The following is a 20,124-nucleotide window of genomic DNA, read 5'->3' on the forward strand; positions in this document are numbered from 1 at the left end:
GGCCGGCGGTGATTGGCGCGGCCTGCCCCTGCTGCACGCGGACAGCAGGCCGGAAGCCTGGAGCCGCTGGCTGACGGCGCAGGGAGAGATGGCCCGCGCCGAGGCCGGCCGCTTCGAACATTTCTATCTCAGCCTGCAAGCGGCCGAGGCCGGGCTGGGGCAGGCCATCGCCTCGGTCTATATGGCGGCGGACGCCTTGGCATTGGGCCAGCTGACGGCGCCGGCCGGCTTCCGCGCCGACGGCTCCAGCTATGTGCTGTTGTCGCCACGGCCGTTTGAAGGCGACACGCGCCGGCAGGCGGTGCTGGACTGGCTGCGCCGGCAGATGGCGCTGGATCTGGCGCGCAACGACTGTGCCGATTGAGAGCCCGCGGCCGGACCGTCAGCCGGCGCTGTCGATGGCGGGCAGGCCGGCCTGGCAGCGTTCGAACAGCTCGCGCTCCTCGAAGCGCACATGCGCTTCCAGCAACTCGGCGAAGCGCGCCAGCGTCGTCGCGTTCGGCGCCGCCAGCTCGGCGCTCAGCGCGCGCAGCCGGCGGTGCTCGTCCAATGCCCTGATGGCCAGCGCGGCGTGTTCGCTTTGCGCCAGCCGTGGAAACAGCATGGTTTCTTCTTCGATGAAATGCCGCTCCAGCGCATCGGCGCTCCAGGCTTGCAGTTCGGCAGCCAGGCGGGCCTGCCGCTCCGGTTCGCCGCTGGCGGCGGCCAAGCGCGCCTGACGCGCCATTTTCAGCGCCTGGTGATGTTCGCGGGACAGTTCCAGCAAGGCGGGGTGTCGCTTCATGACGAGGGTTCTTTCAGAGATCGGGACGCCGGCGCGCGGCCGCGGCGCAGGCTGGCCAGCAGCAAGGCGACAAAGGCCAGCAGCGTCAACGCGTTCAGCAGGCCGGCCGCGCTGCGCCAGGCGAAGCGGCCGTCCAGCATGCCGCCCAGCCGCAGCAGCAAGGACAGATGCAGGGCCGCCAGCGGCGCGTAGAACGCCGGGCTATAGGGCAGCTTCAGCCGCGTCAGCGCCGGGATGATGATGGGAGCGTGGCCGAACACCATGGAAAACACGAAGCCCAGACCCAGCGCGTGCAAGGCCGCGTCGCGCCAGGGGTGGCCGGGCAGCAGCGCGCCGGCCAGGCCGAGCGCGCCGGCGACGGCCAGCCAGCCATAGCCGCAGAGCAGGGCTATGGCGATGTAGCGGGTCAGCCCGCGCTGGCGCGCATTGCGGCGGGCGATGTCATGGCGCAGCAGCCAGGCGGCCAGCGCCAGCAGCGCCGCGGCGTACAGGCGCAAGCCGACGTCCGGCAGCCACAGGCTCAGGGCGGCGGCGGCGCACAGCGCCAAGGCCGCCAGCGCGAAGCCGTGCCGCGCCGACGCGGACAGCGGCAGCAACCGGGTCAGCTCTAGCCGTTCGCCGGCAATGGTCAGCACCAGGAAGGCCAGCCACCAGGGAATCGCCGGCTGCGCATCGCCGCCCAGCAGCCAGGCCAGATTGCCCAGCAGCCAGCACAGCGCGGCGGCGGCCAGCGTCGCGGTGAAAGCGGCGGGCTGCCGCCGCCATACCAACAGGCTGCCGGCCAGCAGCACGGCGGCCGCCAGCGTCAGCAACAGCGGGGCCGCGGCGGGAGGCAGGCCGGCGATCAGGCTCAGGCCGGCCAATCCGGCTCCGGCCGGCGCCAGCAGCGCCCAGTTCCGCTTCAGCGCCACCGCGCGCTCCAGGCTGATCACGCAGCCGAAGAAGGCGCCTATCATCAAGGCCGCGTGCTGGCTGGCCAGCGCCGCCGCATAAGCCGGCGTGGTCCAGCCCAGGCGCGCCAGGCCGGCCAGCGCGCCGCTGAACAGGGCTAGCGCCGCCAGGGCCAGCCAAGGCAGCCGCAGCGCCTGCGCCGGGCTCATGCCTGCCAGCCGAAGTGACGGCGGCTGTCCTCGCTCATCCGTTCTGGCGACCAGGCCGGCTCCCATACCAGATTGACATGGATGCGGCGCTGCGGCGGCAGGCCATGGGTGAGCGCGAACTCCACCTCGTCCAGAATCATCTCGCCCATCGGGCAGGCGGGCGAGGTCATGGTCATGTCGATCAGCAGCTGTTCCGGCTGCGGCTCGATGCGGTAGACCAGGCCGAGATCAATGATGTTGACGCCGATTTCAGGGTCTATGACCTGGCGCAGCAAGCTGCGCGCCAAGTCCACTTCTTGTTGCTGTTCAGGTGAGAGCGGGTCCGACATGGTGGTCGCCTTTTTAAGGTATATATTTTTTACACCTTATGGATGCTACGCCGCTGGCGGAGGCCGGGCAATAGGCCGTTCAGCCTAAATCACGGTGCTGCGTCTGTTCCCAATCCAGCCCAAAGCGCGCGAGGTATTTGCGCAGCCGATCCGCGTCGTTGGGCTGGGCCTTGAGCTGGCGCGAGGCGGCAAACAGCTTGCGGCCCGCCTCGGACAGAGTGGCGGACTCGGCGCACACGCGCAGCACGCCTTCCAGCTGCATGCGGTCGAACAGATCCAGCCGCGCCAGCCGTTCCGGGTCCAGCAACGCCGGTGTCTGTTCCGGCATGGAATCTTGCCAGCCGTGGCGCAGCCGCGCGATCTCCTCGGCCACGCCGTCCTCGTCGATGCGGCCGGCGTCGGCCAGCGTCGCCATCCGCGTCACCGATGCCGACAGCTCGCGGAAATTGCCCTGCCAGCGCGCCTGCGGCGCGGCGGCGAAGGCGAGGTAGGCGCGGCGTGCCTCGGCGTTGAAGCGGGCGCGACGGCCGGATTGCTCGGCATGGCGCGCCAGCTCGAATTCCAGATTGGGCTCGATGTCCTCGCGGCGCTCGGCTAGGCCGGGCAGCTCGAAACTCCATAGATTGATGCGCGCGTACAGGTCCTCGCGGAAGCGGCCGTCGCGCACCCATTGGCGCAGATCGCGCACCGTGCCGCAGATCAGCTGAAAATCGCTGCCGGTCTCGCGGTCGCCGCCAAAGGGGAAAAAGCGCTTCTCCTCTATGGCCTTGAGCAGCATCGCCTGCTCGTCTAGGCCCAGTTCGCCGATTTCGTCGAGGAACAGCATGCCGCCGTCGGCGCCGCGCAGCAGGCCGGCGCGCTCGGCGTGCGCGCCGGTGAACGCGCCTTTCACATGGCCGAACAGCGCCGACATCGCGCTATCGCCGCGCAAGGTGGCGCAATTGACCTCGACGAAGGCGCCGTCCAGCTGGCGGCGCGCCTTCTTCAACTGGTACAGCCGGCGCGCCAGCTGGCTCTTGCCGGCGCCGGTGGGGCCGCTGAGCAGGATGGGCGCGTCGGAGCGCGTCGCCACCCGCTCGATCTGTTCGATCATGCGGTTGAAGCGCGGATTGCGGGTGGCGATGCCGGCCTTGAGGAAGGACACCGTATCGTCGCTCTCGCGCTGAAAGCGCTGCGCGATCTGGTCATAGCGCGACAGGTCCAGGTCGATGACGCTGGCCTCGCCGGCCAGGCGCTCGCCCTGGCGCGCCGGCGAGCTTTGCAGCAGCCGCGCCGGCAAATGGCGGGACTCGGCGAGCAGGAACCAGCAGATTTGCGCCACATGGGTGCCGGTGGTGATGTGGACCAGGTAGTCCTCGCGCTCGGTGTCGAAGGGATAGCGCGCGGCGAAATCGTGCAGCGTCGCGTACATTTCCTCGAAATCCCACGGGTCTTGCAGATTGACCGCGTGCAGCCTCACCTCGGTGTCCGGCGACACCGCGGCGATATCCTCGGCGGTCAGCTGCGCCAGTCTCAGATGGTGGTTGTCGTGCAGCAGCTCCAGCCGCCGCAGCGGCATCTGCGGCTGGGCGCAAATACCCACGCTGGGCCGCCATTTCTTCCAGCGTTCGGCGCCATGACCGCGCCGGTCCAGCACCGTGCCCAGGAATCCTATCGCTACCGTATCGCGCATGGCTTATCTTTTTAGATAAAAAACTAGATTATATTATCGCAAAATAAGCGGGCGATTCCAGATGGGTCGCGAGCGGTTTGTGGTGAAATTAGTTTTTATTATTAAATATCAATGGATTGGCTATTTTATTTTCCGGAGTCTAAGCGCTGGCACGCTTCTGGCTATATGAATGGAGGAGGGCGTGGGAACATCGGCATGGGCCGGTGTTTCCGTCCCCGGGGCGATCCAGAGGCAGCGGCCCGGCTGCCCAGACATCAACAAGAAAGAAAACAAACCGTGAACCAATATCAAACTCTGCAAGCGCCCAATGGCGCAACTATCAAAATGTGGACGCAAGGCGTGCCGGTGGAAGAAGCCGCCCGCGCTCAGCTGCTGCAAACCGCGCAACTGCCCTTCATCTACAAACACCTGGCGGTGATGCCGGACGTGCATCTAGGCAAGGGCTCCACCATAGGCAGCGTGATTCCCACCCGCGGCGCCATCATCCCGGCGGCGGTGGGCGTGGACATAGGCTGCGGCATGATGGCGGCGCGCACCTCGCTGCGGGCGGCGGATTTGCCGGATCAGCTGGGCGGCCTGCGCAGCGCGATCGAAGCCGCGGTGCCGCATGGCCGCAGTTCCACCCGCTCCGGCCGCGACAAGGGCGCCTGGGGCCGGCCGCCGGCCAGCGTGGACCAGGCCTGGGCGCGGTTGCTGCCGGGCTTCGAGGCCATCGTCGCCAAATACCCCAAGCTGGCGAAAACCAATAACCATGCCCATCTGGGCACGCTGGGCACTGGCAATCACTTTGTAGAGGTCTGTCTGGATCAAGAAGACCGGGTCTGGTTCATGCTGCACTCCGGTTCGCGCGGCGTCGGCAACGCCATCGGCAACCTGTTCATCGAACTGGCCCAGGCCGATATGCGCCAGCACATCGCCAATCTGCCGCACCGTGAACTGGCTTACTTCGAAGAAGGCAGCCGCCATTTCGACGACTACGTGGAAGCGGTGGGCTGGGCGCAGGACTACGCGCGCCAGAACCGCCTGCTGATGATGCGCCACGTGGTGGACGCCGCGCGCACGGTGATCGCCAAGCCTTTCGACGCCGAAGTGGAAGCGGTGAACTGCCACCACAACTATGTGCAGCGCGAAACCCACTTTGGCCAAGAGGTGCTGGTGACGCGCAAGGGCGCGGTGGCCGCGCACAAGGGCCAACTGGGCATCATCCCCGGCTCCATGGGTGCCAAGAGCTTCATCGTGCGCGGCCTGGGCAATGAGGACGCCTTCTGCTCCTGCAGCCATGGCGCCGGCCGCACCATGAGCCGGACCGAGGCCAAGCGCCGCTTCGACATCGAAGACCAGCGCCGCGCCACCGCCCATGTGGAATGCCGCAAGGACGTCGGCGTGATCGACGAGATCCCGATGGCCTACAAGGACATCGACGCGGTGATGGCGGCCCAGTCCAGCCTGGTGGAGGTGGTGCACACCCTGCGTCAGATCGTCTGCGTCAAAGGCTGAGGCTAGCGATGGTTGACGCCATGGCCGGCGCAAGCCGCTCCAGGCGAGGGCGTGACGGCGCAAGCCGTGCGCCTTGTCGGCCTGGCGCGGCCGACCACGGTTCAAGGCCGACTCATTAAGTCTTGTGCGAAGCTGCAACGCCTGTGCCGCGAGCGACCGCCAGTCGCGTCGCCCGTGCCAGGGTTGGGAAGCGGGCGTCAAACCGTCGGCTTCGCCTAGAACCTGTTTACGATCTGCTGCGTGTTGGCGGGATGGATAGAAATGGGCGTTGAAACCAAGCTCAAAATGCTCATGTACCACCTGTACATTCCGCTTTTTCGCTGGTTTTCGCCTTGTCTCGCCTTAGCTCGCGAGATTGTAAACAGGCTCTTAGAACCTGTTCAATGTCTGCCGCGCCTCGTGAGGTGTGACACGGTGGGCGCGCCTTCGGAATGCTCAATGTGCCGCCTGCGCATCCCGCTTCTGCAGGCGCTGTCGCCTTGTCTTGTTCGGGGCCGCGATAGCATGGATAGGCGTCTGAAAATCAAGTATCTGTCGCCGGCATGTCCGCCGGGGTCGCCTTGTCTCTGGCCCTGGCCCTGCTGGCGCTCTGGAGACAGACATGCACGAATTTTTATTTCAACACCCGCTGGACGACGCCATGCGCGCGCGGGTGCTGCGCGAACTGGACGCACTGGAGCGGCGACACCGGGTGAGGGTGTTGTACGCCTGCGAATCCGGCAGCCGCGCCTGGGGCTTTCCCTCGCCGGACAGCGATTACGATGTGCGTTTTATCTATGTGCACGAGCCAGAGTGGTATTTACGGGTGATGCCTCAGCGCGATGTGATCGAACAGCCGATCAGCGACGCGCTGGACCTCAGCGGCTGGGAGCTGCGCAAGGCGCTGCGCCTGTTGCACGACTCCAACCCGGCGCTGAGCGAATGGCTGCAATCGCCGCTGGTCTATCGCGCCGATCCCCAGGCGCTGCGGCTGCTGCGCGCGCTGGCGCCGGAATTCCGCTCGGAGCGCAAATGCCGCTGGCACTACCTGGCCATGGCGCGCAAGGTGGCCAATACCTATCTGCGCGGCGATCAGGTTCAGCCCAAGAAGTATCTGTACGCGCTGCGCGCCTTGTTGGCGGTGGCCTGGTTGGACGCCGGGCGCGGCATGCCGCCGCTGCGCTTCGCCGAGCTGGCCGCCGCCGGCATAGACGACGCGGAACTGGCCGCCGACATCAACCGGCTGCTGGCTGCCAAGCTATCCGGCGCTGAAACGCTGGCGGGGCCGCGCCGGCCACGTATCGACGCCTTCATTCAGGAGCGGCTGGAGCAGTGCGTGCCGGAGCCGCCGCCGTTGGCGCTGCCAGCCGGGGATGGCGCGCGGCTGGATCAGGCGCTGTGGCGGCTGGCCAGTCCCTTAGACCAATCGCCGCAACGGGTGTCCAGCTGAAAGGACAGCATTATTTATCCAAATGGAATAATAAGATGACTGGGTCGGCGGTACGGCGTCAATGCCGGCCGCTGGCCCTTTATCACTTAAATAGAGCCTGTTCCACGGCCCGCGCGCCAGGGCGAAATCAGCGGAAGAAATAGAATGCCCATACGCTATATGAGCATTCCGCCGCCGTTTTCAGCCGCGGCGCGGCGGACTGTGAAGCGGCTCTCAGAGCGTGTTTATGATCTCGCGAGCTAAGGCGAGACAAGGCGTTGCGGCTGAGAAAGCGGAATGTACAAGTGGTACATGAGCATTTCGAAGCTGTGCTCACCGCGTCACGTTTCACGACGCGCAGCAGATCGTAAACAGGTTCTTCAACCGGGGGTATCGTGATGAGCTTCTCTAATGTCCAATCCAGGCCGGGCCAGCAGCCGCGCCATGGCCAAGTATTCAAGCCGGAATCGCGTGGCCAGTTCTGCGTGGATGGCGTCAACGCCCAATGCCCGCTGCAAAGCTGGCATGTCAACGGCTTGGAAAGCGGCAAATTCTTCCCCGCCGCCGTGGGTGGTCTGCGCGATCCGCTGGCGCCGGACGATGTGGCCAATGTGGCGCCGCCGGCGGACGGCAAGATCGCCAGCGCCGGCCAGGCTTTCGCCGCGGTGCTGGACGAACAGAGCGCCGAGCGTTGGCACAAGCACCCGGTCAAGCCCGGGCAGAGCCTGGACTTTCAATGGAGCTATCACGCCATCCACCTGACCCGGCGCTGGAACTACTTCATCACCAAGCCGGACTGGAACCCGAACCAGCCGCTGAGCCGCGCCCAGTTCGAGGCCGAACCGTTCCACAAGGTGGAACTGACCGCCCAACCCTATTGGTCGCACAACGACGCGCTGACACCGCCGGATCCCACCATTCACCAAGTCAGGCTGCCGGAGCGCAAGGGCTACCACGTGGTGCTGGCGGTATGGGAAGTGGCCGACACCGGCAATGCCTTCTACCAAGTGATCGATTTCGACTTCGGTTGAGCCGGCGGCCGGAATGAAAAAACCGCCCGCCGCGCGGCCGGAATACCAGGCCGTGACGACGGGCGGTTTGACTGAGTGCGCGAGGCAGGAACGGCTTAAGTCATTGCCTCGAAACGCTCGCCCACGAACACCCGGCAGGGATTGCCGCGCGCCACCTGATGATGCAGCAAGCGCCGCGCCGCGCGCGCGCCGGCCGCGTCCCGCTCCGCCAGTTGCTCCAGCTTCAGCGCGATCAGGCGCAGCGCCAGCCGCTTATTGGCGTGCTGGCTGCGTTCCGATTGAACCTTGACGCTGATGCCGCTGGCGATATGCGTGGCGCGCACCGCTGATTCCGTACGGTTGACGTGCTGGCCGCCGGGGCCGGACGCGCGCAGGGTTTCGAAGCGGATTTCCCCGGCCAGTTCTGCGGTCGGCTCCGGGCAGCGCGCCACGCCGATAAACCAGTTCTTGCGCGGATGGCGCGGCCGGTACGGGCTGGCGGCGCGCCATTGCAACGTGCCTATCCATCGCGCCGCCAGCGCCTCGGCGGCTTCGCCCTCCAGGGCCAGCAAGGCCGAGCGCAAGGTGCCGGCTCGCGGGCCGTCTTCCTGCTCCAGTAGTGTCAGCCGCAGGCCATGCGCCTCGGCTTCCGCCTGCACGCGCGCCAGCGCCTTGGCCACTGCCAGGCAGCACTCTTCCGGCCCTTGGGCGGCGGAGATTTGCAGCAGAATCATCAGCAGCACTCCCCGCGGGTTTTATAGGTGAGCACCGGCGCCAGCCGCGCCAGCGGCCGCACCAGGCCGGCCTGGACCAGGGTGTCGACAATGCTGTCCACCGGCTTGTAAGCCTCCGGCGCCTCCTCGTAGATCAACTGCCTATCCTGGCAGATCACCTGGCCGCCCAAGCGGGTGCGCGCCAGCTGCGCCGGGCTGAAACGCCGCGACAGCCGGTCCTTGCACTCGCTGCGCATCCATTTGCGGCCGGCGCCGTGCGCCAGCGACAACAGGCTCAGCTCGCTGGGCAGCGGCTCCACCAGATAAGTGAAATCCCCGCGCGAACCGGGAATCGCCACCAAGCCGGCGTCCGCCGGCGTGGCGCCCTTGCGGTGCAGCCAGCCGTCGACGCCGCCGATGCGCGCCGGCGACACCAGGTTGTGATTGACGTCCAGCAGCGCTTCGCCGTCGGCGCGCAGCCGCTCCAGCATGCGCCGCGCAATCAGCAGCCGGTTGGCCTCGGCGAAGCGCAGGCCGGCATCGTGACGCGCCAGGTAGGCGGCGCAGTCCGCGCTGTCCTCCAGCAGGCCGGCGTGGCCGTGGCGGTCCACCTGCTCGCGCAGAATGGCCTGGCCCAGGCCGCGAGAGCCGCTATGCACCAGCAGCAACAGCCGCTTGGGGTCCAACGCCAGCGCGGCGGCGCGTTCGGTGTCGTAAATCCGGTCCACGCGTTGCAGCTCGGCGAAGTGATTGCCGCCGCCTATGGTGCCCAGCGCGCTGTCGAAACCGCTGGCCGGCAGCGCCAGCGCCGCCACCCGTTCGCGCCAGTCCTCGTCCAGCGGGCCGTCCAGATTGCCCAGCCGTTTGTCCAGCTTGTCCGCGCTCAATTTGCCGACGGCGAGATCCGTGCGCCACAGCGCCATGCCGCAGCCGATGTCGCCGCCGATCAAGGCCGGGTAGACATGGCCGACGGCGAAGAAAGCCGCGCCCACCGGATAGCCGCGGCCGGGGTGCAGGTCCGGCATGCCGGCCACGCGGGCCATGCCCGGCAGCGCGGCGCTAGTGTGAAGTTGCTGGATCGCGGCGCCCTCGATCCAGGTGTCGTCCGAGGCCAGCAGCGTGACGGTCTCGGACAGGGTTTGCATGCAATTGCCCATGAAAAATTCCATCCCTCCGGAGAACGGCGGCGGCATGGCGCGACGAGCGCGCAGGCGCAATGCGGTCCTGAGCCGGAGGGTTCAGTAAAACGGTATTGAATGAAATGCGTTGGCTAGGGCAGAGCCGGGGCCGGAGGCCATTCGACGCGCGCGGCGGCAATGCCGGGCGCGGGGGAATCGATCAAGCTTGGGCGCGCTCTGCCAGGAAGGATGCTGTATGCCGCATGATGGTCTCCTTGGCTGCGTGATGGAAGAAAGGCCGGCATCGTAACGCAGAAACCGCGGCGATGCAATACGCATGCGCCGCGGCCTCGCCGTCAGCCGGCGATATGCGCGTCCAGTCCCTCGGCTCCGGCCGCCACTTGCGCGTCCAGCGTATGGCCGTCCGGATAATCGCCGCCGTTCTGGCGGCGGAACGGAATCGGCGTCTCGTCGAACACGCCAAGCAGTCTTTGCCGCCAGGCGTCCTTGGCCACGTCCAACTCCGCGCCGGCGAGACGGTTGGCGTCGTACACCGCATGGGTGGGCAGCACCGCCATGCCGGGGTAGAACAGGCAGCCGTGTGTCACTGGAAACAACAGTTGCTCCAGCGGCCCGTTGATGCCGCGCGGGCCGTAGTCCCGCGCCGGTCCGCCCACCATGGTGGCCAGCATCGCGCGCTTGCCGCTCAGCGCGCCATCGCCGTAGCGCCAGCGATTACCCTCGTTGCGGTAGCCATAGGCGAAGCCGTAAGCGTAGACTCGGTCAATCCAACCCTTGAGCAAGGCGGGCAAGCCGTACCACCACAGCGGAAACAGCATGATCACCAAATCCGCCGCCAGCAGCTTTTGCTGTTCGGCCGCCACATCGGCGCTTTGTCGGCCGCTGGCGTAAGCGTGTTGGGATTCGGAGATCAGGAACAGCCGCTGCGGATTGAGCCGGTCCGGGAAATCCCGCGCATCGGCGCCGGCTTTCCAGTTCATTGCGTAGAGGTCGGACTCCATCACGACATGGCCTTGCTGTTGCAAGCTCTGCCGCGCCAGCGCGGCGAACTGGGCGGTGAGCGAGTTGGGGTCCGGGTGGGCGTGGATGATCAGGGCTTGTCGGTTCATGCGGCCTCCAGTGGGCAAGAGTGGAAAGCCGCAGTCTGACGCGCGGTCAACTATCCGTGAAATCACGGTTTTTATTGCTTACTATTCATCAGATGGATACCAAACGACTCGACCTCAATCTGCTGGTGACGCTGGAAGCCTTGCTGGTGGAACAGAACGTGACCCGCGCGGCCGCGCGGCTGAGCCTGAGCCAGCCGGCGGTGAGCGCGCAATTGAACCGCCTGCGCGAGTTGTTTGACGACCCGCTGCTGGTGGCCGTCCACCGCGGCATGTATCCCACCGCCAAGGCGCTGGAACTGTTCGAGCCCTTGCGCAAGGCGCTGAACGAAGTGCGCGCCACCGTGGCCGGGCATCAGGATTTCGAACCGGCCAGCGCCGAGCTGACCGTGTCCATCGCCTGCACCGATTACCTGCAAGCCGCGCTGCTGATCCCGCTGGCGCGGGAACTGCGCAAAAGCGCGCCCGGCGTGCGGGTGGCGGTGCGCGCGCTGGATCTGCACCGGCTGGAAGCGCAACTGGAGCAGGGCGATCTGGACCTGGCGCTGCTGACCCCGCCGGCGGCCCCGTCCAAGCTGAACAGCTGCCGGCTATTCGACGAACACTATGTGCTGATTGGCCGCCGTGATCACCCAAGCTTGAAAGAAGGGCTGAGCGTGGAAGAATACGCGGCGCTGGACCACGTCATCGTGTCCTTGGACGGCAACGGCTTCTTCACCCCGGTGGACCGCACGCTGGCGGCGCTGGGCCTGCGCCGCAACGTGGCCTTGTCCGCCGCGTCCTTCCTGTTTGTGCCGGAAATGGTGGCGCAGTCCGACTTTGTCGCGCTGGTGCCGCAGCGCCTGGTGCAAGAACGCGGCGACGCGCTGAAGCAAGTGGAGTTTCCGCTGCCCACCGAAAGCTTCGAAGTGGGCATGGCCTGGCACGACCGCACCCAGCAGCATCCCGGCCATCGCTGGATGCGGGATTTCATCGTCACCCTGGTCAATGCCCAGGCGGGGTCGGCGGCTGACGCGGTGCCGTTGTCCTAGCGGTTTTAGCGCCGGCGCGAGTGCTTGAGTCGGCGCGACGGCATCGCGTTGAAACCGGAGTCTGGAGGGTGTTTACGATCTTGCTAGGTTGAGAAAGCGAGGCACTTCGATTTCGAAGCGGCGCTTGTGGAATAAGGCTTCACGACGCGCCGCGGAGCGTAAGCAGCTCCTCTCTGGCTCTGAGCTTCATGTCACAACCCACCGTTTTTCCCTTCCTGTCCTTGGCGCTATTGAGCGCGCACCTCATTGATGCCATGCGTTTATTCTGCTGGCGAGACCTCCATGCACGCTTTTGATTTGCCGAATCCAACGATTCAGAATTATGAGGGTGCTGGCTAATTTATCGTATTTTCTCTTCATGCTCTTATTTAGGGGGGCGTGTGAGTCAATTGATCTTATTTTAGTTTGTCACGCCATCTTGTCATTTTCATGGCGAATCAATTTATTAAATAGGGTGTTGATATGATATCGGGGTTTTGTTCTCGTGGCTTAGCTTCGCCATATGGATTACTGTACTTATTAACAGTTATTTTTCTGTGTTGTCTGGTGTAGCTTAATACACAAATGAAACGCGGCAGTATCGATGAGGAGAGAGAATGCTGGGTTTCATTTTGGTGGATGTGCCTAAACGGGAAAGACTGCACTGCAGCACAGTACTGAGCACGGCTTTTCATGCCCATCTGGTTTACCTTGCCATGGTAATCGAGGCTTGATAATCATCCATTTTTTTCAACCAGGTCTGTTTGGACTTTAAAGCTTGTATTGTAATATTGATTGGCTTGTATGGTGATGGGGTAAACACTCCGTAATTTAAATTATTCATTTAATTGAAAGGGAGTTGCTATGAAAAAAGCACTATCAATTATTTTACTGTCCGCATTGTTCCAGATGAGCTACGCGGCTACCGCTCCAAACGCTGCGGATGGCAAGCAGGTGGATACGCCTCCAGTGGTGTCGGCTTCTGATTTGTTGAAGCAGCCGCAATCAAGGGGGCGCTATGGCGATGATCACGATAGGTGGCTGGAAGAAGAGTGCCTGCGTCACACCTGCCAGTGCCGCGGTACCAAGTATCCACCTGGAGCTTGCAGCTCTTTGTAGCGTAAGAAAGTGAACTCTAATTAAAGACTAATGGGCCATGTGTCGGCGCAGAGTGTCGGCATATGGCTCCAAGCCGGTATTCAGGCGAAAATACGTGAGTTCTTTATTGGAGATAAGTGCTTGGCTGCCATTTTGATGAGGGTGTCTCTGCAGGTTCTCCTCCATTTTTGCAAGGAGTTGGCCATATTGTTTAATGCTCGATCAGCATTCTAGTTTATGCAAGCATTGCTTGGCATGCTTCCAGTTTCACTCTTGTTTTGCTTTTTTTGAATGCTATTTTGGTGATCGGGTTTAATTGTAATGCCCATTGGCATTGCCTGGCGATTGGATAGACACTCCGTAACTTAAACTATGCATTTAATTGCAAGGGAGTAGCTATGAAAAAAGCGCTATCAATCATTTTACTGTCCGCATTGTTCCAGATGAGCTACGCGGCTACCGCTCCAAACGCTGCCGATGGCAAGCAGGTGGATACGCCTCCAGTGGTGTCGGCTTCAGACTTGCAGAAGAAGTCAACAGCGCGTTCCGCTGATGATCACGATCAGTGGTTGGTCGAAGAGTGCCTACGTCAGTCTTGCATGTGCCGTGGTATCGACTATCCCCCTGGAGAGTGCAGCCCAAACTGGAATTAATCGGGCAGCCTGATGCTTGAAACCTCAAAGTGAATAGAGCCGTATGCCGGCGTAAGCGCGGGCCTGCGGCTCTTTGCTGGAACAATTGCATGGCTCGGTCCTGATTTGTCATCCCCAGAGCGCAAACAAGCTTGCAATACCGCACCGCCATGCCGATGCGCTGTTCTCCGTCGCCGCTGGCCAGCGATCCCAAGACGAATTCACTGCGCCGGATGCCGCCGGCTTGACTCTCCCTGTGCACTCGCCAACAATAGCCCCCGCGCCGCAGCAATCGCGGCGCTCGGGATTGGTCTCCCGATAATGAATGCTTGTTGCGGATGCGCTGTTTCCACAGCGTATCCGTTGCCATTGCTTTGCCTATTCGGGCGGGCCGTGGCAAGTGGCGCCCTGATGGGCGCACCGGCTTGTGCAAGCATTCACCGGTAGACCAACTCTTGTCATGTGCCCGCCTTGCCGCTTTGCGGCTTGGCCCTTCTGCTCAGGAGGTTGCAAATGGTAAAGCCAGTCCGTCCGGTGCTAGGCATAGCACTTTCTTCGTCCCCCACTCACGCCCCAAACCGGGTATCTCCACTCGCGCCGCTGTTGCCGCGCTCGCGCTACCGCTTTGCCGGCAGCGAAGCCAAAGACCTCAGTCTGCCCTTCGTCCGCCGTATCGAAGGCCGCACTCATCCGCATTACTGGCAGCCGGCCGAAGCCAAGGATGAGTTCGAAGCTTGCGCCTTGGGCCGTCAATACGCGGCTCACCTGGCGCAGATGCTGAAACTCAACCGCCAACACTCCGCGCGCGGGCTGTTGTTCCGCATCACCAGCGATATGGATTTCAGCGACCGCGGCCACCACCGCAGCCTCTGCAAATGCTTCTTCAACTATCTGGAGATGTTGTTGAACCTGGGAGCGCAGCAGGTCGACCTGGTGAGGCATGTGGAAGCGGTACAGCGCTTCTATCTGAGTCTGGATGAGCTGTACGCGGTGCAGCGCAATCCACGGCGCAAGAAGAGGAACTAAGCCGGGGAAGAGCAGCCGGCCCGGTGGGGCCGGCTGCGCGGTTTCGTTACCAAGAGCAAAGGCTAATTCTCTTAAGGGACCAAATTGGAGTTTTGTCGATACCATTTGAATGGTTGTGAAACTTGTCAAACTGTCGTTGTGTACTTTTATGGATACACTGCTTTAAGTAGATGAGCTTTGCCAGAATTTATCAGTTGATGGAGTTTGATATTTCCGGTGTGGCCAACTTAATTTGACTTGGAAAACTAACATTCAATTATGGGAATTGCTATGGAAAATGAAATGACGGTTGAAGATGCTTACATGGCTTTTGAGCTTGGTGCCATTATCTCTGGTATTGACTTGGTTTCCGAGTTTTACGGAAATTCTTCTTATAACTGGAATCTGATTCAAGTTTTGACGGCTTTGAGGCCGCATCGTGCAGGATATCGCATCCTGATTACAACCTCCATCAAAGAATCCAAGCGTGAAGAAGTCAAAAAATTGATTTCAAACTTCATGGGTTTCGAAGAGGATTACGATTTGCTGATGCGTGCAGATGATGATAGTCGCGACTACATGCAAATCAAGAATGAATGGTTTCATAATGGCAAGATAAAATATCCTGTTCGGATGTTCTTTGAGCGTTCCAATGCTCATGCCGATATGTGGCGCGGGCTGGGGCTGAACAGCGCCCAGGTTTGATGAAGTGAAAAGCCCTCTTTTGAGGGTTTTTTTAGTACTCCTTTATTATTAATCACCCGCTGTGTGGCAAAGCCCTGCGCTTTGTCGTCAAAGTGGTGGACGTGAGCGCGGCAACGGCCGAGGAAATTGCTCACCAGCATGTGCATGGTGAGCACGGGCTTCAGCACTGATAGCACCCGCCTCATACAAACAAAGCCTTCCCGATTTGGGAGAGCTTTTTTTATGTGAGGCCTGGTGGTTTGGGCGGTGGTGATCGGCTGCTGATATGCGGTGGAGATGAATAGAGCAGGGGGAGGCGAGCGGTCAAAAGAAGTGGGTTGAGGCAAATTTGTTGAGCGCCTCTAACTCGGCTGAAGCAGTCGTTCATGCACTTGTGCTGGCATGACTGCTGCCGGCCGGTTGCGGACATATACAAGCTTCAACGATTCGGGGTGTGAACGGCCGGTGTTAACAGAAAAGCTGCCATAACGTTTGAGCTAAGGGCGCGACCCGTCAGGGCTGTCGATCCTGCAGCGAATTGTTAGAGCCCGCCATGCCTCTTTTCAACCCTTGCATGTGTGCGCTCCAACTCTGACTCAATGAACTCTTCCGTTACACCGTATTTTTTCCATAGCGACATATACACCGGCGTTAGCAGCGCATCAGCGTGTTGAAATAGTCCAATCATAGCGCGGAGCTCCTCAATCATGTCTCGCTTGCCGGGTTCATGAGTGAACTCTTCAGCGTTTACTCTGAAGAAGCTATGCGCCAAAAAGTTTCTTTTGCTCAGCGCCTCATCCAGGACCGGCTCCAGCTCTACAGGAAGACTCACCAGCTTTCGAGTTGCCTTGAGAAGTTGACCTAGGGTCTTAGCTTCCATTTCCCCAAACGTTGCCTCGAATACGTCTCGGGTAATGACCTTCACTCTGTCTAGGTTTAGAACAACTGCCAGATTGATCAGACTCGCCTCCAGTAAATTGGCGTTGTAAATAGCCAATCCGAAGAAGGCATAAACCTCCTTGGGGTCATCGAAGTCTGGCTCTGGAATTTCCGGCATATGGCCTCCAGCGGGCTCTAGTGTATGAGCTCAGCTGACGGCATAAAGCGAAGCTTTTTGGCGGACGGCTGTAGCTAAAGGTTAGATTTCCTCATGGGTTGGGTTTTATTTCCACCTCGGTAACGCTTCCATCGGGAGCCTTGTGACGAATCGTTAAACCTTGTGGGCCATGCTGCGCTAATGCAACGGCGATTGCTGCAACGTTAGGCCCAATCTCGATTTGAGGTGTGGCGGCTCTCGGGGTTTTTCCCTTTGTTTCTGCTTGAAAGTAGTTTCCAGGAGTCGAGTTCCCGATGGTGAAGATAATGTTACCTAAGACTCCTTGCATCGCAGCACGAACATCTGGGTCCGTGAGAATTGGAACGAATGGAATTACGTACTCGAAGAGAGAGCCGATGCGTATTTCATTGGGCACTAGGCGTATTGTCGGATTCAAGGTGTATTCAAATCGACCAGTAATTCCCGGGGAGAACGCAGTTCGTACATCTTCTGAAATCCTGACGCCGGTCACGTGCGCCGCGACCTTCTCTGCGATGGCCTGCAAGTTGAGCTGGATTACGGCAATCGCGTTCATATCGAGATTCTCGCCGCAATACTCAATAGCGAGTACCCCAGCTTCAGGAAGTTCGGTGTAGTTCCGTGCGTGCATTTTGGTGCCTGCTTGAGTCGTGAAGAGGATGTACGAAGAAGTCTAATAGTGTATATACGGACAAGTAGGTCCGTATATTAATTGATATTGCTGATATCTATCATATTGCACAAATGGCATATTTTTCAAAATACTTGTCATGAACCAATCCGTATAAGAACACCTAATCTGCCGGACGCCATGGTCGCGTTCCCTGTTGTACATTACCCTACGATTTTTGACCTGTAGGAGTGACACTCACGGGGTGAAGTCACTAAACCAAACTGCGCGGAGCGCCAGAGAAGGCCGGTTATCCAAGCAGAATTTCTGCCCAAACACCATTCACCAGAGCGTGATAGTGCCAAGCGTTACTGCCCTTGATTCCAACGACAAATGCCCCTTTAACCATCGTGCTCACACTGACCACTTTTTTCGACACAGCATCTGCAAACTGAATGCATATGTCATCAATTGAGGAGGGTTCGGTCACTTGTCCGGTAATGCTTTCTTTCAGCTTTTTGGTCGCTTTAGTGACAGTGTCTTGTGACGCAGTTAGGGGGCGTATCACGTCCGCCACATCCTGTGCGATTTGAACCGCATTTGTACCGGCGGTCATCTTTCCAGATATGGCAGATAGAGCCTCCAGCAGTGCGATATGTGCAAGGGCTGCAGCGGGCATAGGATGATAGAGTATGGAGCCTTCCTTGCTGGTCACCGACACGCTTCTCTTGCGTCCCGGCACAACATTGAGTGCTGTGCTCTCAGCCAAATCCCGCCCTGCCGACCCCACGCCTGCGTCCGCTGCAATATGCAGTACGTGCGTCTCGGTGAGCGTGAAGCGACACCCACTCAGTGCCACCGTCAAGAAAAAGTCATGGTTTGCTTCATAGTCAGAGCGCTTTACACATGTAACTTTCGCCGCTTTATAGTTAAGTAGGAATGCTTTCTGCCAGTTGTCCGTCAATTCTCGAGACAGTTGCCAGCTACCTTCACCCAGTTTTTTGGCACTAACAAAAATGCTATCCCCATCCCCTATTTCTTTCACACCGCCAGCTAGCTCACCGTACGCATGTATCTCCTTGATTTTGCCCCGTTCAACCTGAAGTAGGTGCCAGAATTCAATATTCTCTTCTTGGCGTTTCTTAAGGACTATTTCCGGATCTTCCACGCTGTCAAAATCAACCCCACTCAGATCAAAATCATCAAACACACACACCTCCAGATAAAGCTGTAATTAGTTAGTGGTCAACAAATCCTAGACAGTGATTTGAGTTGTAGCTCCCATACCGCCGGTGGCAAGCCAGCGTTGGTTGTATGCGGGAGCCGCCTGTTGTAGTGCCACATCAGATACAAGCCGATATCCTGCTTGGGGTGGTTGTCAAATGACATTACAGCTTGAATTGCAGATTCAGGCTGAATTGATCACCAGTCTGGCTGCTCATGATCATGTTGCTAGTTTTTCATGTGTACTTTGCTATTCACTTGAAACACCACCAGCAGAGGACGCTTATTGTGTAAAGCTGCCATTGGTTGCTGTTTTACGGGGTGGTGGCCTCAGCCGAATAGCCGAACAACGACATACCCCACTATAAAGCCACCCTCTCTAATCAAACCCCCGCCGCCACCTTCTCCAAACTCGGCAAAGTATGGGTATACAGCTTGGCCAAATCCTTGGGGTTGGCGATGGTTTCAAAATGCTCCATCTTGATGGCCAGGAATTGCCCATTGCTACCATCGCGCACTTCACCCACTTCCAGCGCTTTCAGCGCACTGATCCAGTACCAGTTCTGGCCCATATTCCCCTTGTCACAGTAGGCGTACCACAGCGGCAGGCGAAACAGCCGCTCGAAGGTAAGCGCTTTTTTGAGTTCTTCTTCCAGGCTGAGGGTGAGTTCGCCGCGCGATGGGGTGTAGTTCTTGGCGTCGATGGCGATCATGCCCAGCGAGGGTAGCAAGAGCAGAAAGTCCGGCCGCTTGGCCGTGCCATGGAATAGGGTGGCGAAGCTGTTCTTGTTCTGGCAGATGCCGACATAGGCCAGCTTGTGCTGCTGGAACCAGGCGTTCAGCGCTTTCTCGCCCTCATGGCCTTTTTTCTCCGCCGTGTTTGGAGCGGGCTTGGCGGGAACGGAGGGTTGAGCCGCGGCTGGCGGCGGGGTAGGCGTGGAGGGTTGCGCCGGTGCTGGGCTAGCGGGCGGGATGGAGGCTTGGGGCTGGATTGGCGCTATTGCTTGCGGCGGTGTTGGCACCGCGTTTGGTTGTGTGGCTGGAACTGCTGCCGGTGTAATCGGCTGCTGTGGGGGACGAGGCTTGAAAATATTTGCGAGGGTGAATGCCATGATGTCGTTTGAACTGGTGATTTAGAAAAGGATGGGACGGCTAGCCGGTTTGTCGCGCCAGGTCCGCCTGATAGGCGGCGTCGCGGTCGCTGAACAGGCCCAGGCGCACCAGGCGGGCGAGGATGGCGCCGCGGCTGCGGCCCAGTTGTTTGGCGATGGCCTGGCTGTCCGGCTGGGCCGGGCTGTGCCACAGAGTTTTCAGTTGCTGGTCGTCGGCCACGGTCCAGGCCGCGCCTTGTTTGTCTGCCGTGGGCGGTGCGGCGGGTTTGGTGGGCGACGTTTCCGCGGCGGCGGGCACGTCCCAGAGCGGCGGCAGGTCTAGCGTTTGCATGCGCGCGTTGTCGGCCTGCATCGCCGCTTGCTGGTGCTCGTATAGCCCTAAGTGGACCAACCGGGAGACGATGGCAAGCGGGCTGCGCCCCAGTTTTTCCGATAGCTGGCGCACCGGCGCGGGGGAGGCTTCCCATAGCATGCTTAGGCGGTTGTCTTCGGCTATGGTCCAGCGCTGGCCCTGGCGCGCGCTGCCGGGAGCCGGCTGCGGCTCGGGCGCGGTGGGCGGGTCCGCGGCGTGTTGTTTGGCGACGCGCTTGAGTTGCTCGTAATACTGCGCGCGCGCCTTGTCCAGCGCCGGGTCCTTGGGGGTGCCCAACGGATCGCGCCGGCCGGCCGGGTCTAGGCCCAGGACCAGTTGTTCGACAATTTCGAGTTCTCTCATAGGGATGCCCGGAGCCGGTCTCGCATTGCTTGCGGGGCGGGTGCCGCCGTGGATAAGCCATGTTATCGCCGCGGCCGGGCTGTATGCAAATTGAGTTTGCGGCGCGCGGCCCGGGGTCGGGCCGGCGCGCGCTTCAAGCTTCGATTTCTATCAGGGTGGGATTGGCGGCGGCGGCGGCCTGTTCCAGCGCCTGGCGCAGCA

The 20,124-nt window shown here is 60.9% G+C and carries 21 protein-coding genes; 9 read left to right on the forward strand and 12 right to left on the reverse strand.

Going from position 1 to position 20,124, the window contains the following annotated elements:
• Window positions 1-364, forward strand: a 364-nt coding sequence (locus LQT98_RS20440) for a LysR substrate-binding domain-containing protein (protein ID WP_231464768.1), incomplete at its 5' end; no start/stop codon positions are given.
• Window positions 365-382: 18 nt separating this feature from the next.
• Here the strand turns inward: LQT98_RS20440 and LQT98_RS20445 are convergent.
• From LQT98_RS20445 to rtcR, 4 genes are all read right to left on the reverse strand, one after another.
• A complete protein-coding gene (locus LQT98_RS20445; protein ID WP_231464770.1) occupies window positions 383-784 on the reverse strand; it encodes a hemerythrin domain-containing protein in 402 nt (133 codons plus the stop codon).
• Window positions 781-1,884 (reverse strand): hypothetical protein, encoded by a 1,104-nt coding sequence (locus LQT98_RS20450; RefSeq protein WP_231464772.1) that lies wholly within the window; start codon window positions 1,882-1,884, stop codon window positions 781-783. Before LQT98_RS20450 ends, LQT98_RS20445 begins: the two co-directional genes overlap by 4 nt.
• The gene (locus LQT98_RS20455; protein ID WP_048410422.1) at window positions 1,881-2,213 is read right to left on the reverse strand and encodes a metal-sulfur cluster assembly factor; all 333 of its coding nucleotides are present in this window, start codon (window positions 2,211-2,213) and stop codon (window positions 1,881-1,883) included. Before LQT98_RS20455 ends, LQT98_RS20450 begins: the two co-directional genes overlap by 4 nt.
• A 79-nt stretch (window positions 2,214-2,292) precedes the next feature.
• Window positions 2,293-3,885, reverse strand: coding sequence for an RNA repair transcriptional activator RtcR (rtcR, locus tag LQT98_RS20460; RefSeq protein WP_231464775.1), 1,593 nt, complete (start codon window positions 3,883-3,885; stop codon window positions 2,293-2,295).
• A gap of 276 nt (window positions 3,886-4,161) precedes the next feature.
• On the opposite strand from rtcR, the gene LQT98_RS20465 reads away from it, so the two are divergent.
• From LQT98_RS20465 to LQT98_RS20475, 3 genes are all read left to right on the forward strand, one after another.
• Complete coding sequence (locus tag LQT98_RS20465) at window positions 4,162-5,382, forward strand: RtcB family protein (RefSeq protein ID WP_331282573.1); 1,221 nt, start codon at window positions 4,162-4,164, stop codon at window positions 5,380-5,382.
• Window positions 5,383-5,983: 601 nt separating this feature from the next.
• Window positions 5,984-6,811, forward strand: a complete 828-nt coding sequence (locus LQT98_RS20470) for a nucleotidyltransferase domain-containing protein (protein WP_231464777.1) — start codon at window positions 5,984-5,986, stop codon at window positions 6,809-6,811.
• Between the two features lie 377 nt (window positions 6,812-7,188).
• Window positions 7,189-7,821, forward strand: coding sequence for a lytic polysaccharide monooxygenase auxiliary activity family 9 protein (locus LQT98_RS20475; RefSeq protein WP_048410420.1), 633 nt, complete (start codon window positions 7,189-7,191; stop codon window positions 7,819-7,821).
• A 95-nt stretch (window positions 7,822-7,916) separates the two neighbouring features.
• Here the strand turns inward: LQT98_RS20475 and prfH are convergent, their stop codons facing one another.
• The 3 genes from prfH to LQT98_RS20490 form a co-directional block, all read right to left on the reverse strand.
• On the reverse strand, window positions 7,917-8,534 hold the full coding sequence (prfH, locus tag LQT98_RS20480) for a peptide chain release factor H (protein ID WP_231464779.1): 618 nt from the start codon (window positions 8,532-8,534) through the stop codon (window positions 7,917-7,919).
• Window positions 8,534-9,670 (reverse strand): RNA ligase RtcB family protein, encoded by a 1,137-nt coding sequence (locus LQT98_RS20485; RefSeq protein WP_231464781.1) that lies wholly within the window; start codon window positions 9,668-9,670, stop codon window positions 8,534-8,536. The genes prfH and LQT98_RS20485 overlap by 1 nt, the downstream gene beginning before the upstream one ends.
• Window positions 9,671-9,987: 317 nt before the next feature.
• Window positions 9,988-10,761, reverse strand: a complete 774-nt coding sequence (locus LQT98_RS20490) for an NAD(P)H-dependent oxidoreductase (protein ID WP_231464783.1) — start codon at window positions 10,759-10,761, stop codon at window positions 9,988-9,990.
• 92 nt (window positions 10,762-10,853) lie between these two features.
• On the opposite strand from LQT98_RS20490, the gene LQT98_RS20495 reads away from it, so the two are divergent.
• The 5 genes from LQT98_RS20495 (at window position 10,854) to LQT98_RS20515 (ending at window position 15,208) form a co-directional block, all read left to right on the forward strand.
• On the forward strand, window positions 10,854-11,789 hold the full coding sequence (locus LQT98_RS20495) for a LysR family transcriptional regulator (protein ID WP_048410418.1): 936 nt from the start codon (window positions 10,854-10,856) through the stop codon (window positions 11,787-11,789).
• An 843-nt stretch (window positions 11,790-12,632) separates the two neighbouring features.
• Complete coding sequence (locus LQT98_RS20500) at window positions 12,633-12,887, forward strand: hypothetical protein (RefSeq protein WP_231464785.1); 255 nt, start codon at window positions 12,633-12,635, stop codon at window positions 12,885-12,887.
• 377 nt (window positions 12,888-13,264) lie between these two features.
• Window positions 13,265-13,519 (forward strand): hypothetical protein, encoded by a 255-nt coding sequence (locus LQT98_RS20505; protein WP_231464787.1) that lies wholly within the window; start codon window positions 13,265-13,267, stop codon window positions 13,517-13,519.
• Between the two features lie 492 nt (window positions 13,520-14,011).
• Window positions 14,012-14,524 (forward strand): hypothetical protein, encoded by a 513-nt coding sequence (locus tag LQT98_RS20510; RefSeq protein WP_231464789.1) that lies wholly within the window; start codon window positions 14,012-14,014, stop codon window positions 14,522-14,524.
• A gap of 282 nt (window positions 14,525-14,806) precedes the next feature.
• Window positions 14,807-15,208 (forward strand): phosphatase domain-containing protein, encoded by a 402-nt coding sequence (locus LQT98_RS20515; protein WP_231464791.1) that lies wholly within the window; start codon window positions 14,807-14,809, stop codon window positions 15,206-15,208.
• Window positions 15,209-15,728: 520 nt separating this feature from the next.
• On the opposite strand, the gene LQT98_RS20520 is transcribed toward LQT98_RS20515, so the two are convergent.
• The 5 genes from LQT98_RS20520 to LQT98_RS20540 form a co-directional block, all read right to left on the reverse strand.
• The gene (locus tag LQT98_RS20520; RefSeq protein WP_231464793.1) at window positions 15,729-16,244 is read right to left on the reverse strand and encodes a hypothetical protein; all 516 of its coding nucleotides are present in this window, start codon (window positions 16,242-16,244) and stop codon (window positions 15,729-15,731) included.
• A gap of 91 nt (window positions 16,245-16,335) precedes the next feature.
• Window positions 16,336-16,893, reverse strand: a complete 558-nt coding sequence (locus tag LQT98_RS20525; RefSeq protein ID WP_231464795.1) for a hypothetical protein — start codon at window positions 16,891-16,893, stop codon at window positions 16,336-16,338.
• Window positions 16,894-17,182: 289 nt separating this feature from the next.
• On the reverse strand, window positions 17,183-18,082 hold the full coding sequence (locus LQT98_RS20530; RefSeq protein ID WP_231464797.1) for a hypothetical protein: 900 nt from the start codon (window positions 18,080-18,082) through the stop codon (window positions 17,183-17,185).
• 397 nt (window positions 18,083-18,479) lie between these two features.
• Complete coding sequence (locus LQT98_RS20535; protein WP_231464799.1) at window positions 18,480-19,208, reverse strand: hypothetical protein; 729 nt, start codon at window positions 19,206-19,208, stop codon at window positions 18,480-18,482.
• 40 nt (window positions 19,209-19,248) lie between these two features.
• Window positions 19,249-19,923 carry a hypothetical protein gene (locus tag LQT98_RS20540; RefSeq protein ID WP_231464801.1) on the reverse strand — a complete coding sequence of 225 codons (675 nt, stop codon included), beginning with the start codon at window positions 19,921-19,923 and terminating at the stop codon, window positions 19,249-19,251.
• Between the last annotated feature and the right edge of the window lie 201 nt (window positions 19,924-20,124).

Origin of the sequence: Chromobacterium aquaticum (genome assembly GCF_021129195.1) — a bacterium.
GTDB lineage: Bacteria > Pseudomonadota > Gammaproteobacteria > Burkholderiales > Chromobacteriaceae > Chromobacterium > Chromobacterium aquaticum.